Here is a 13,576-nt window from a genome sequence, read left to right on the forward strand (position 1 = left end):
CCTGAAGCCATTTCATGGTAAAAATCTGTTAGCAACGATCTTATCCTTATTTGAAGGCCATGATTACCTGGGCAAAAAGACCCTCAGTGTTGAGATAAAGGAACCAATATTTGTGACGGCACAACTCAATGGCGTACAGGAATTTACTGAAGTCGTCAGAAAAGGCAGTTTCGTTGCTGCAGCTGAGGGTTTAGGCGTGACGCGTTCTGCACTCAGCAAAAGCATCAAGCGTCTGGAAATTCGGCTGGGGGTTCGCTTACTCAACCGCAGTACGCGAAGCCTGTCGCTGACACCGGAAGGTGAGATCTATTTCAATCGCTGCACTGTTGCTCTGGATATGATTTCAGATGCCGAAAGCAGAATAGAGGCGGGGATAGTCGAGCCGTCTGGACTGATGCGGCTGACGGTTCCCGTGGCCTTTGGGCACCTTTTCATTATGCCCTTACTCAATATCATGGCGTTAAAATACCGGGCCCTGAATATCGAAGTTGATTTCAGCGATCGGGTTCGCGACCCCGCGACAGACGGCTTTGACCTTGCACTGAGGCTTGGCCCCCTGCCTGACTCAGGTGATTTGGTTGCCACCCGCCTGGGCGAGCAAAGGCTTATCATTTGTGCCTCAGCGGGCTATCTGGAACGAGCAGGCATCCCCATTGATCTTCGTGAGCTTTCATCACACAGATGCATTTCAGGGTTACCATCAGACGGGCAAACTTACTGGCTAATCCGGGGCAAAGAGGGGCACGTTGTAAGACATGTTGTTTCCTCAGCCTACCGTTTTAATAATGGTCAAGCCATGCTGGAAGCGGCTATCGCAGGATGTGGGGTGACGCAACTTCCGGACTGGTTATGCGGTGATGCCATCAAAAAGGGGCAGCTTCGTGCAATTCTACCCACCTTTCAGGCACCGCCCACCCCCATTTCTGCAATGTGGCCCAGGACTCACACGGTGCTTCCTAAAGTGAGAGCCTTGATTGAAGAACTGAAAAAAGAGTTGCCGGCACTGTTAACGAGCGCGCAGCGTTCATCTGTTACGAGATAATGAGATATCAGTGCCTGATACATCAGCGACCGCAAGCCTGCCAGAATTATATTCGCTCAAGCATATTGACCAATGATTGTGAGCGTCTGTTTCCATTCTTGCCCGGTAATGAGCACCGTAGATTTCGCCCCCCTGAGTCATACGTTTTCTCCTGGATAATCCGGCCTATTATCAGGAAGGCCGACTGGTTAACCTTCAAGCGGCATAATAATAAAGCCGAAGGTCAGGCGGCCCAGGCGGAATACGCGCTTATATGCGCTATGTGAGGCAAGATCCGGCGGATAAGTGAGTTGTATCTGTAAATGGGGGATTTTCACTCCTGACGGGCGCAGTCAGTCGCGCCCGTTATTTAGTTCATCATTGATGATTACTTCGCAGCATCCCGCAGGACCTGCTTCATAAAGGCGACGGAGCTCTCCAGAGCCTGCACTGCTTCTGGCTGCAGCGTGGAGAAGAAATGCCAGGCGTGGAACATACCCGGCCAAACCTCCAAATTTACGCGAACCCGGTTATCACCCAGATGAGTTGCGAGCCGCATCGCGTCGCTCAGCATCAGTTCATTCTCGCCAATCTGAACCAGCACCGGCGGCAGACCCGTCACATCCGCAAACACCGGTGATGCCATTGGGTGATTAGGTAACGCATCGCCCAGGAAGGTGCGTGCCAGGAAATCCAGGCCGGCCTTGGTGTTCAGAGGATCAAGACCTTCCCGGTTGGTCATGGAGACGCCCGTATGCTCAAGGTTGGCCCATGGGGAAATGGAAACACCGCCGGCCGGAAGTGGCAGGCCTTTATTACGTGCAGCTACCATAATGGTAACCACCATTGCTCCGCCCGCAGACTCGCCCGCCAGTAAGATTTTGCTGGCATCAAAGCCCTGTTCAATCAACCACTCATACGCACGAACGGTATCGGTAACGGGCGTGGGGAAAGGATACTCCGGCGCCAGACGGTAATCCGGCATGTAAACCCGTGCGCCCAGCATGCTGGCGTAGTTACCACCAATACCGTGATAGCCCGCCGGTTCGCCGACAATATAAGCCCCGCCGTGGATGTACATAACGATGGCATCAGTTTCAAGTTTGTCAGGCGTCACCAGCGTGCCCGGTACGCCCCCCATGTCGACTTCAGTAAAACTGATACCGGAAGGTGCAGGATTTTTAGCCAGCATACGGGTATAGGCGTCACGTACCTCACTCATAGGCGTTACGGTATCCTCACCCGTAAGGATTGGACCCAGGCCGGCCAGGCTTTCTGACCATTCTTTTACGGCTTGTTTGGTTTGTTGATTCAGCATTTTTATTCCTGTTTGTATTTGCGTTAAAAAATAACAGGAACCTATAGTATATAAACATTTAGGGAATGTGCTTCCCGTATCAGGGTACGTTAAAGCCCGTATTAAAGGAGATAAATAAAGCATGGAGATCAACAGCATTGGTGATATCGCCGCATTCGTCGCGGCTGTAAAAGCCGGGAGTTACACCCACGCAGCGGGTTCCCTCGGGCTCACTCGTTCTGCCATTGGCAAGAGTATTGTCAGGCTCGAAACGCGTATGGGTGTTCGTCTCCTTAACCGTACCACCCGGAGTCTGAGTCTGACTGATGAAGGGAGGGTCATGTTCGACCGTTGCCGACAGATACTGGATGACCTGGAAGAGGTCGATGCCGCCATGGCCATGCGCAGGGGGAAACCAACGGGGACTCTCCGGCTGAGTGCTCCGCTTTCTTTTGGGCAGCGCCATATCCTTCCCATTCTGGATGTTTATCTGAAAAAGTGGCCGGAACTTCGTGCGGAGGTGTCCTTTAGCGACAGGTTTGTTGATCTTATTGAAGAAGGCTTTGATATTGCCATTCGCATCGGTGAACCCCGCGATGACTCGCGCATTCTTACCCGAACGATTGCTTCGCAGCACATTGTCACTTGTGCATCTCCAGAATATTTGTCCTCACGGGGCGTTCCAGAAACGCCCGCAGACTTAACCGGGCATGACACTATTTTTCTTCTGAGTGCAGAAAAGAGACGCAGCTGGCGGTTTGCGACTCCGGAAGGTACTTTTGTGTATGAAGGACCCGGGCGGCTAAACCTCGACAGTTCGGAAGCCATGCGGGCATCGGCAATTTCCGGATTTGGTATCGTTCACTTACCGACCTATTTGCTAGGGGAGGATTTACGTAGTGGTAAGCTGATACCGGTGCTTGAGGAGTATCCTTTCCCTCCGGAACCTATTCGGCTCATTTATCCCAGTAAACGACATTTATCCCCGCGAATTCGGGCCTTTATTGACCTGCTTGTGGAAAGCTGGGAGCAAGGTTTACCTTGGGAATAAAGTATATCCAAACGCAGTTGTCCGGCTACATTTTCAGGCACAATGTCCGCTCCTCGCTCACAGCGGACCTTTCATAACCAGAGGTCCGCTCTGTGCCAAGAGCGGAAGTTAACTACGGATAAAATTCAGCGCCTCACCTCCAGAGCCGCTGCATAATGGCAATAAGCTACACTTGTTCATTATTTCCAAAACAGGAAAGCCTTCCGCTGCTTCAACGGTGTGTGTTTGACATCGCGCAGTTGGGACATTTTGATCAACAACGAGCATGGCCAGCTAACGATGAAATTGATACTTGTTCGACACGCAGAAACAGAGTGGAATTTGGAAGGAATTATTCAGGGGCACAGCGATAGCCCCTTGACCTGTCGGGGTTTGCGTGAAACATCCGTCCTACTAGCAGCGTTTAGTGCAAGTGAGTATCAAATAGAGCGTGTTTACGCTTCTCCGCTTGGGCGTGCCTGGCAAATGGGGCAAAGCCTGGCTGAACACTTTCATTGTTCACTGACGGCTGAACCGGCCCTTAAAGAGCAGGCCTTTGGTCAGTTTGAAGGTATGCCGTTAGAACTACTCAGACAAAAACATCCAAACTATGCAAATGAGTTATTCAGGCTTGATGCAGAGTATTGTCCACCTGGGGGGGAGTCACTGGCGCATGCTTCTCAGCGAGTTATGCGTTTTTTACAAAACCTGGAAGATACCTCATCACATCAACAAACAATATGTATTGTGTCTCACGGGCATGTCAGTCAGGGCACTCTGGCAATTCTTAAAGAAGGGACTGTCAATAGTTTCCCTCGCTATGCTCACCCCAATGCAAGTTATTCTGTTATCGACCTGATTAATGGAAAATGTATCGGCCTAAAGTGGGGGATTGCTACACATTTACGTCACCTGAATTAGTGGCTACCTTTCAAGCATTGAAAACCCATCCTGCCAGAGTCATCATTATTTAAGCACAATGTCCGCTTTTCGCTCATAACAGGCCTAATACGTTTCCGTGGATAGTTCTGTATGAGAAGCGGACTTCACACTTTCGATTCACGCTGGACAGTCTGGCTGACGATGCTCATAAACGGCTTAACAATTTATCCGAACTGAAACTAGAAAAATGCCGTACCAGTACAGACTGATACGGTTATTTTTGTGGTTTATTTTGTCAGAGTGGTTATCCCATTGTGCAACTGATTTCCTTCCCACAAATATAAGGTGGGGCATACGCTTTCCGGCACATATCCAGATAATCCGACCACCATTGCATCATCGCTTTACGGGCATCGAGATATTCTGCTTTATGGATGTAGGCTGCTCGAACGCTATTGCGTTCCTGGTGACTCATCTGCCGTTCAACCGCATCCTGTGCCCACAGGCCAGACTCCATCAGGGCACTACAGGCCATTGCCCGAAACCCGTGGCCGCAGATTTCATCTTTTGTGTCATAACCCATCAGGCGTAGCGCCTTATTGACCGTGTTTTCGCACATCGGTTTATACGGATTATGATCGCCGGGGAATACCAGTACCTGATGCCCGGATATTTCCCGTATCTGTTTCAGAATCGCAATGGACTGACGGGAGAGTGGAACGATATGTGGAGTGCGCATTTTTGCACCACGCCCGGAGTAGAGGACACCGGGGATGGCCTCGCGAGTGGCAGGAATGGTCCAGATTCTGTTCCTGAAATCGATCTCAGACCAACGGGCGAAACGCAGTTCGCTGGAACGGATGAATAGGTGCAGGGTGAGTGATACTGCCAGGCGGGTTAACTCTCGTCCTTGCTGGTAGTCCTTAATGCGAATCAACAGTTCCGGCAGTCGCTCCAGCGGAAGGGCGGGGTAGTGGCGTTTAACGGGAGGAGCGATGATACCCTCCAGATTTGCCGCCGGATTGTTCTCTATCAACTCCTGATGTACGGCATGACGCATGATGTTGCACATATGCTGCCGGGTACGTGCTGCGACTTCCAGCAGACCTTTTTTCTCAATCCTTTTCAGCAGGTCGATGAAATGGCGGGTGTTCAGTTCTGTGACCTGCAGGTGTCCAATTATCGGGAAGATATGGTTGTTCATGCTGGCAAGCAGGCGGGTTGCGTGGTTCTCTGACCATGTCCGGTTGCTGTTATGCCACTCCAGTGCCACATGTTTGAAGGTTTTTTCTGGTGTGGAAGGGGTTCTTTCAGCAGAGCGCTGTTGCGCTGGATTGATATTCTGCGCCAGCAGCTTGCGGATGCTGTCACGCTGTTGTCGGGCATAAGCCAGGGAAACATCGGGATAGGCCCCTAAACCGAGGCGGGATTCTTTTCTATCGATACGATATTTGAGATACCAGAGACGTGAACCGCCTGGATTGACCAAAAGGTAAAGACCGTGCGAGTCGGAGACTTTGAAGGGTTTTGCGGATGGTTTTAAGTTGCGGATTTTTGTGTCGTTAAGAGACATTTGGGGGGGCACTCCGTCATCGAACCAACTTGACCCCAAATCTGACCACCAAATTCTCCCGATGCGGAGGGGAAACTGAAAATGCATCGGGAAGACTATTTACATTCACTGATTGCATCAAAGCCACACAGGCCTGGGCACCGGGCATGAAAAGCAAAAAGCCCGCTTAAGTTTCCTTAAGCGGGCTTTTCTAATTTGGCTCCTCTGACTGGACTCGAACCAGTGACATACGGATTAACAGTCCGCCGTTCTACCGACTGAACTACAGAGGAATCGTTTGAACGGGGCGAATAATAGCGACTGCCTGTGGGCATGTCAAAGGGTTAACGAAAAAAGTTGTCTGACTGTTCTCTTAATATTCAACTTGTTGACTTTTAAGACAAAGTGATTAAAACCTCTGCCATTTTTTCGTGTGTTTTGCCTTTTCATCTCTGGATTGCACTAAAAGCACTCACAAGTTGCCTGATTGTTGTGCAGGCGTTATCGGTAAGTTCGATTCTGGCTGTTCTTTTGCAAGTCTTTTGCCATCTGCCCGCCATAAAAGCGTCATAAATTCTGATCTGGTGCACAAATTTCACTCATTTTTCGAAACTGGCACACCCCGTGCATTGTTATTTCACTAACAACAGCTAGTTTTTTGACAATGAAGCAACAGAGGATTAACTGATGCAGCCAGCGCAGGATGTGATTGAGCAAATCGAAGCCTCGTTCGCCGGACAGACACCTACGGGCAAACGCATTGCCAGCTATCTGCTGGCAAATCTTGCCCAGATCCCGTTTGAAACGGCGGACAGCATTGCGCGCAGCGCGGCGACCAGCGGCATTTCAGTCGGGCGCTATCTGCGCAGTCTGGGTTATCGCAATCTCGATCACTTCAAGCAAATGCTGCGCCTGCAAAGTGGCACCTCCTATCAGCCGTGGGTGGTGACCGATCGTCTGGGCGCTTATCGCGAGCGCAGCAAACAGCCGCAGCAGGAAAAGTTGCAACAGTCGCTGACGCTCGAGCTCGAAGCCATTAATCACGTGTATCAGCTGGCGCAAACCGACAGCTTTGCGCAGGTCAGCCGTCGTCTGGCCGATGCGGAAGCGGTATTTATTCTCGGCATTCAGTCAGTGCGCGGCATTGCCAATAACTTCTCCAGTTATCTCGAATACTTACGTCCGAAAGTGTATTTCGCCGACGGGCTTTCCGGCACCTATGTTGAATCCCTGAATTCGGAATTTGCGCAGCCTTATCTGGTGGTGACCGATACCCGCGCGTATTCGAAGATGGCGCAAACCTACTGCGAAGCTGCCTGCGAACGCGGTCTGAATGTGGCACTGATCACTGACATTTACTGCCCGTGGGCCCGCGATTATCCGGTAGATCTGTTGCAGGTGAAAACCGATACCGGCCAGTTCTGGGACTCGATGGCACCGCTCAGTTGCCTGTTCAATCTGCTGTGTTCGGCAGTGCTCGAACTGCGCGGTAACGCAGTAGAACAGCGCCTGGCGAATAACCGGATTTTGCAAAAACAGCTCGGACAATTTGAATCGTAAATTCACTGCCAAGACAGGAACGCAAAGACATTCACCATGACCATCAATCATAAAACACCTGACATCGCACTGACTGATCTGGCCGAAGTTCTGCCCGATGCCGTGATCGACCTGAAGTATGCCACCGCCGATAACCTGACCGGTCAGCCAATTTATCGCGAATCGCGCTGCCTGCTGCACCCTGATGCCGCCTCGGCTTTGGTTCGCTGCAATGAAGTGGCGAAGCTGGCGGGTTTTACCCTGAAAATCTATGACGCTTACCGGCCGCAGGCGGCGCAGGCCTGTTTGTGGGCGGCGTTTCCGAATCCGGATTATGTGGTGGATATCAGACTGGGTTCGCACCACAGCCGCGGGGTGGCGGTCGATCTGACCTTGCTGGATGAGCAGGGGGAAGTCGTGGATATGGGCGCGGGCTTCGATGAAATGACGGAAGTGTCGCATCCGTTTTATCCCGATTTACCGCCACACATCCAGCGTAACCGCTTGTTGCTCAACGCCGTGATGGCAGCGGGCGGCTTTAAAGGTATCGCCAGCGAGTGGTGGCACTTTGAATTACCGGATGCCAAAACGTATCCGTTGTTGGAAGAGCGGTTCGGCTGCTATCCGCCGGTTAATGCCGCGTAATCATTGCACGTCTCTTATCACTTTTTGACAGAGCCAGGAGTTCCCCGATGAGCAACACAGCAATCAACACGTTCCGCAGAAATACAAAAACACAGATCGCCGGTGCCCTTTTTCTTGCCTTGTCAGGCTTAAGTTTTGCCACACAGGCCGCCGTGCCGAAAGACATGCTGGTGATTGGTAAAGCAGCGGATCCGCAAACGCTGGATCCGGCAGTGACCATCGACAACAACGACTGGACGGTCACGTATCCGGCGTATCAGCGTCTGGTGCAGTATAAAACCGAAGGTGGTAAAGGCTCGACGCAGGTCGAAGGCGATCTGGCGGCAAGCTGGACGGCTTCACCGGATCAACTCGTCTGGACCTTCAAACTCAAGCCGGGCGCCAAATTTGATGACGGCACTGAAGTTAATGCCGATGCCGTGAAATGGTCATTCGAGCGCCTGATGAAAATCGGCCAGGGCCCGTCGGAAGCCTTCCCGAAAGACATGACAGTCTCGGTTGTGGATCCGCTGACGGTTACGTTCACGCTCAAAACGCCGTTCGCGCCATTCCTCTACACGCTGGCGAATGACGGTGCGGGGATCGTCAATCCGGCGATTGCTAAAGCCAATCCGGCCGATGAAGGCAAGGCATGGCTGGCTGGTCATACCGCCGGTTCCGGCCCTTATAAGCTGGATCGCTGGCAGAAAGGTCAGCAACTGGTGCTGGTGCCGAATCCGCATTACAGCGGCGCGAAGCCAGCTTTCAAACGCGTGACCGTGAAAATTATCGGTGAAAGCGCCACCCGTCGTCTGCAACTGTCGCGCGGGGATCTGGATATCGCCGATTCCCTGCCGATGGACCAGTTGGCTGCGCTGAAGAAAGAAGACAAAGTCGCCGTTGAAGAATTCCCGTCGCTGCGCGTGACCTATCTGTATCTCAACAACGCCAAAGCACCGCTCAGTCAGGTGGATTTACGCCGCGCGATTTCCTCTGCCGTGGATTATCAGGGCATGGTGAAAGGCATTCTCGGTGGTAACGCCAAACAGATGCGCGGGCCGATCCCGGACGGCATGTGGGGCTTCGATCCGACGGCGAAACAATACAGTCTGGATCTGACGCAGGCCAAAGCCGATATGGAAAAGGTCAAAGACAAACCACAGACGCTGGATTTCCTGTATTCCGATAACGATCCGAACTGGGAATCTATCGCGCTTTCCGTACAGGCCAGCCTGGGTCAGGCCGGGATTAACGTGAAACTGGAAAAGCTGGCTAACGCTACCATGCGCGACCGTATCGGGCAGGGCGATTACGACATCTCAATCGGTAACTGGAGCCCGGATTTTGCCGACCCGTACATGTTTATGAACTACTGGTTTGAGTCCGACAAGAAAGGTCTGCCGGGGAACCGTTCCTTCTATTCCAACCCGGAGGTTGATGCGTTGCTGAAAAAAGCAGTGTCGGTGACTGATCAGAAACAGCGCACGGACTATTACCAGCAGGCGCAGAAAATCGTTATCGACGAAGCGGCGTATGTGTATTTGTTCCAGAAAAACTATCAGGTGGCGATGAACAAGGACGTTAAAGGCTTTGTTTTCAACCCGATGCTCGAACAAGTGTTCAACGTTGGTCAAATGCATAAGCAGTAACCGCAATATCATTCACGAAAACCCCTTTCACGACCTGAAAGGGGTTTTACGGGGAAAAACTATGAATTTTTGGACTCTGATCCGCCAGCGCTGCTGGGGGCTGATACTGGTGATGGCGGGCGTTTGCGTCATTACTTTTATCATCTCGCATATGATCCCTGGTGATCCGGCGCGGTTGCTGGCGGGCGATCGCGCAAGCAATGAAATGGTTGAACATATCCGTGAGCAACTGGGGCTGAATCAGCCGCTGTATGTGCAGTTTTTCCGTTACGTCAGCGACTTGCTGCACGGCGATTTGGGCACTTCAATCCGTACCGGTCGTCCGGTACTGGAAGACCTGAAAGCTTTTTTCCCGGCGACATTAGAACTGGCGGTCAGCGCGCTGTTTCTGGCCATTGTGCTCGGTATTCCGCTGGGTGTGCTGTCGGCGGTTTACCGTAATAAATTCCCTGATCATCTGGTACGTCTGCTTTCGGTTCTGGGGATTTCCACGCCTGCCTTCTGGCTGGGATTAGGCGTCATCATCCTGTTCTACGGCCATCTGAACCTGCTGCCGGGCGGCGGAAGGTTAGATGACTGGATGGATCCGCCTGCCAATATCACCGGTTTCTATGTGCTCGATTCTCTGCTGACTGGCAACCGGGAGGCTTTCTGGAACAGCCTGCAACATCTGGCGATGCCAGCGCTGACGCTGGCGTTTGTGCATATGGGGATTGTGGCGCGTCAGATCCGCTCGGCGATGCTTGAGCAATTGAGTGAAGACTACATCCGGACGGCGCGGGCTAACGGGCTGTCACGCTGGCGGGTCATTCTCAGCCACGCCTTGCCGAACGCGCTGATCCCGTCCGTGACCGTGCTCGGGCTGGCAATGGGCGATTTACTCTATGGCGCGGTGCTGACGGAAACCGTTTTTGCCTGGCCGGGCATGGGCGCATACGTAGTGAATTCGATTCAGGCGCTGGATTTTCCGGCGGTGATGGGTTTTGCGGTGGTGGTGTCTTTCGCGTACGTCATTGTCAATTTATGTGTGGATTTACTGTATGTGTGGATCGATCCGCGCATCGGCCGTGAGGGGTGAGCCAATGTCTGTGATTGAACCGGGCGTCAATAATCATCGGGCCGATAGGGTTGCGCCGGATGTCAAACCGCGTTTCGCCAATGGGCGGCGCACCTTCTATTTGCTGAGCCGCAGTCCGCTGACGATGTTAGGGCTGGCGATCATGCTGATTGTGCTTTTCATCATGATCTTTTCGCCGTGGCTGGTGCCGTACGATCCGAACGCTATCAGCCTGACCGACCGCTTGCAGGCACCTTCTGCGCTGCACTGGTTCGGTACCGATGAAGTCGGGCGGGATCTGTTCAGCCGCGTGCTGACTGGCAGCCAGCAATCCGTCGCCGCCGGGCTGGCTGTGGTCATCATCGCGGGCACGATTGGCTCGCTGCTTGGCTGTTTTTCCGGCGTTGTCGGCGGTGTGGTGGATGCGCTGATTATGCGCTGCATGGACATCATGCTGTCGGTGCCGTCGCTGGTATTAACGATGGCGCTGGCGGCCGCGCTCGGGCCGAGTTTGTTTAATGCCATGCTGGCAATTGCCGTGGTGCGCATTCCGTTCTATGTGCGACTGGCGCGCGGGCAAACGCTGATGCTGCGTCATCAGGCTTATATGCAGGCGACGCGGACGTTCGGCGCATCGCGCTGGCATCTCATTACCTGGCATGTGTTGCGCAATGTGATGCCGCCGCTGGTGGTGCAGGCGTCGCTGGACATTGGCACGTCGATTCTGATGGCCGCGACCTTAGGTTTTATCGGCCTTGGCGCACAGCAACCGACCGCAGAATGGGGTGCGATGGTGTCCAATGGCCGCAACTATATTCTCGATCAGTGGTGGTATTCGGCATTTCCCGGTGTGGCAATTCTGATTACCGCCACCGGTTTTAACCTGTTCGGCGACGGTCTGCGCGACCTGCTGGACCCGAAAAGCAGAGGGCGCTGAGATGACTGAACAACGTCAGGCTCCGGTACTGGAAATCGACCATCTGCAACTGGTCTTTCCGGTTTACGGCGGTGAAGTGAAAGCGCTGAATCAGGTGTCACTGTCGGTCAGTGCCGGGGAAATCGTCGGCGTGGTGGGTGAATCCGGCTCAGGTAAATCCGTTACGGCGATGATGGCGATGCGTCTGCTGCCGCCCGACGGCTTTACTGTCACCGGCGGCACGTTACGGATGCTCGGTACCGATGTGGTTCACGCTACGGAAGAACAGATGCGCACCTTGCGCGGCGCGCGGGTGGCGATGATCTTTCAGGAACCGATGAATGCGCTGAATCCGACGCGCAAAATCGGGCGTCAGATGTGTGAAGTCATCTGTCTGCATCAGAAAATCAGCAAGGCTCAGGCGTGGCAAAAAGCCATCGGCCTGTTGCAGGACATGCAGATTGCCGATGCGGAACAGGTCATGTCGCGTTATCCGTTCGAACTCTCCGGCGGTATGCGCCAGCGGGTATTAATCGCGATGGCCTTTTCCTGCGAGCCGGAACTGATTATCGCCGACGAACCGACCACCGCGCTGGATGTGACCGTACAGCGCCAGGTGCTGCGGCTATTGCAGCGCAAGGCCCGCGCCAGCGGCACCGCCGTTCTGTTTATCACGCACGATATGGCCGTCGTGTCACAGCTTTGTGACCGGGTTTACGTGATGTACGCCGGCCATGTGATCGAAAGCGGCACGACAGCGGATGTGATCGACACCCCGTCGCACCCGTATTCCATCGGCTTATTGCAGGCCGCACCGGAAAACGGCGAGCCACGCAGTCTGCTCAAAGCCATTCCCGGTACGGTGCCGAATCTGGCAAAACTGCCGCAGGGCTGTGCGTTTCGCGGACGCTGCAATCACGCCGATGATCACTGCGCCGAGACACCGGCGCTGGCTTCACTGCCGCACTTCCCGCAGCAATCCGTGGCCTGCTGGCATCCGCAACGCCGTGCCGGTGACATCCACATCCAACGTATTGAGGAGCATTCCTGATGATTGCTGAGGCACTGGTTGAACTGCAGGACGTGCGCGTGCGATTCCCCGCAAGCTATAACTGGCGCGGCAAACCGACCGGTTATGTGCACGCGCTGAACGGGCTGGATCTCAATATTATCCGCGGCGAAACCTTAGGCATCGTCGGGGAATCCGGCTGCGGGAAAAGCACGCTGGCGCAGTTACTGATGGGGTTGCAAAAGCCCAGCAGCGGCGAAGTGCATCGGGCGCGTAATGACAACTCCTGGTTCGGCTCCGGTATGCAAATGGTGTTTCAGGATCCGCAATCGTCGCTGGATCCGCGCCTGCCGGTCTGGCGGATCATTACCGAACCGGTGTTTGTGCAAAAACACAACAGCAGCCGGGAACGCCGTGAACTGGCCGCCACGCTGGCGGAGCAGGTGGGTATCCGCAGGGAATATCTCGACCGTCTGCCGCATGAGTTTTCCGGCGGCCAGCGTCAGCGTATCTCCATTGCCCGTGCGCTGTCCTCAGAGCCGGACATCATCGTGCTGGATGAACCGACCTCGGCGCTGGATATTTCGGTGCAGGCGCAAATCCTCAATTTGCTGGTTGAACTGCAACGTCAGCGCAATCTGACGTATGTGCTGATTTCCCATAACGTTTCCGTTGTCCGTCACATGAGCGATCGTGTGGCGGTGATGTATCTCGGGCAAATCGTTGAACTGGGTAGCGCTGAAAAAGTCCTGTCCGTGCCACAGCATCCGTACACCCGATTGCTGCTCGATTCAGTTCCCCGCGCCGGGCGCAGGCTCGATGAAGGGTTTATCGATAAGAAAGGCGAATTACCCGGCAACCGCAATCTGCCGATGGGATGTTACTTTCGCGAACGTTGTCCGCTGGCAGGAGACGGCTGCCAGATGCCGCAGGATCTGGTGTGCGGGGAAAACGGCGTGGTGGCGAGGTGTCACCGGGTGATGCCCGGGCAGTAAGACCG

12 protein-coding genes and 1 tRNA gene are annotated in these 13,576 nt (G+C 53.7%); 10 read left to right on the forward strand and 3 right to left on the reverse strand.

Annotated features, from left to right (window positions below):
- Window positions 1-112: 112 nt before the first annotated feature.
- On the forward strand, window positions 113-1,042 hold the full coding sequence (locus tag RAHAQ2_RS09665; protein ID WP_015697049.1) for a LysR family transcriptional regulator: 930 nt from the start codon (window positions 113-115) through the stop codon (window positions 1,040-1,042).
- A gap of 367 nt (window positions 1,043-1,409) precedes the next feature.
- On the opposite strand, the gene RAHAQ2_RS09670 is transcribed toward RAHAQ2_RS09665, so the two are convergent.
- The gene (locus RAHAQ2_RS09670; RefSeq protein ID WP_015697051.1) at window positions 1,410-2,339 is read right to left on the reverse strand and encodes an alpha/beta hydrolase; all 930 of its coding nucleotides are present in this window, start codon (window positions 2,337-2,339) and stop codon (window positions 1,410-1,412) included.
- A 121-nt stretch (window positions 2,340-2,460) separates the two neighbouring features.
- On the opposite strand from RAHAQ2_RS09670, the gene RAHAQ2_RS09675 reads away from it, so the two are divergent.
- Both RAHAQ2_RS09675 and RAHAQ2_RS09680 read left to right on the forward strand, forming a co-directional pair.
- Window positions 2,461-3,369, forward strand: a complete 909-nt coding sequence (locus RAHAQ2_RS09675; protein WP_015697052.1) for a LysR family transcriptional regulator — start codon at window positions 2,461-2,463, stop codon at window positions 3,367-3,369.
- 279 nt (window positions 3,370-3,648) lie between these two features.
- Complete coding sequence (locus RAHAQ2_RS09680) at window positions 3,649-4,269, forward strand: histidine phosphatase family protein (protein WP_015697053.1); 621 nt, start codon at window positions 3,649-3,651, stop codon at window positions 4,267-4,269.
- A 265-nt stretch (window positions 4,270-4,534) separates the two neighbouring features.
- Here the strand turns inward: RAHAQ2_RS09680 and RAHAQ2_RS09685 are convergent, their stop codons facing one another.
- The gene (locus RAHAQ2_RS09685; protein WP_015697054.1) at window positions 4,535-5,803 is read right to left on the reverse strand and encodes a tyrosine-type recombinase/integrase; all 1,269 of its coding nucleotides are present in this window, start codon (window positions 5,801-5,803) and stop codon (window positions 4,535-4,537) included.
- Between the two features lie 196 nt (window positions 5,804-5,999).
- Window positions 6,000-6,075, reverse strand: a tRNA-Asn gene (locus RAHAQ2_RS09690).
- Window positions 6,076-6,469: 394 nt separating this feature from the next.
- On the opposite strand from RAHAQ2_RS09690, the gene RAHAQ2_RS09695 reads away from it, so the two are divergent.
- The 7 genes from RAHAQ2_RS09695 to RAHAQ2_RS09725 all read left to right on the forward strand — a co-directional run bounded on the left by RAHAQ2_RS09695 (window position 6,470) and on the right by RAHAQ2_RS09725 (window position 13,571).
- Window positions 6,470-7,342, forward strand: coding sequence for a MurR/RpiR family transcriptional regulator (locus RAHAQ2_RS09695; RefSeq protein WP_015697055.1), 873 nt, complete (start codon window positions 6,470-6,472; stop codon window positions 7,340-7,342).
- 36 nt (window positions 7,343-7,378) lie between these two features.
- Window positions 7,379-7,966: a D-alanyl-D-alanine dipeptidase gene (gene ddpX, locus RAHAQ2_RS09700; RefSeq protein ID WP_015697056.1), complete on the forward strand. Its 588-nt coding sequence runs from the start codon at window positions 7,379-7,381 to the stop codon at window positions 7,964-7,966.
- Between the two features lie 47 nt (window positions 7,967-8,013).
- Complete coding sequence (locus tag RAHAQ2_RS09705; protein ID WP_015697057.1) at window positions 8,014-9,594, forward strand: ABC transporter substrate-binding protein; 1,581 nt, start codon at window positions 8,014-8,016, stop codon at window positions 9,592-9,594.
- A gap of 61 nt (window positions 9,595-9,655) precedes the next feature.
- Window positions 9,656-10,672 (forward strand): ABC transporter permease, encoded by a 1,017-nt coding sequence (locus RAHAQ2_RS09710; RefSeq protein WP_015697058.1) that lies wholly within the window; start codon window positions 9,656-9,658, stop codon window positions 10,670-10,672.
- A 4-nt stretch (window positions 10,673-10,676) separates the two neighbouring features.
- On the forward strand, window positions 10,677-11,588 hold the full coding sequence (gene ddpC, locus RAHAQ2_RS09715; RefSeq protein ID WP_015697059.1) for a D,D-dipeptide ABC transporter permease: 912 nt from the start codon (window positions 10,677-10,679) through the stop codon (window positions 11,586-11,588).
- Between the two features lies 1 nt (window position 11,589).
- Window positions 11,590-12,618, forward strand: a complete 1,029-nt coding sequence (locus RAHAQ2_RS09720; protein WP_015697060.1) for an ABC transporter ATP-binding protein — start codon at window positions 11,590-11,592, stop codon at window positions 12,616-12,618.
- Window positions 12,618-13,571: an oligopeptide/dipeptide ABC transporter ATP-binding protein gene (locus tag RAHAQ2_RS09725; RefSeq protein WP_015697061.1), complete on the forward strand. Its 954-nt coding sequence runs from the start codon at window positions 12,618-12,620 to the stop codon at window positions 13,569-13,571. Before RAHAQ2_RS09720 ends, RAHAQ2_RS09725 begins: the two co-directional genes overlap by 1 nt.
- The last annotated feature ends 5 nt before the right edge of the window (window positions 13,572-13,576 follow it).

It is taken from the genome of Rahnella aquatilis CIP 78.65 = ATCC 33071 (assembly GCF_000241955.1).
Lineage (GTDB): Bacteria > Pseudomonadota > Gammaproteobacteria > Enterobacterales > Enterobacteriaceae > Rahnella > Rahnella aquatilis.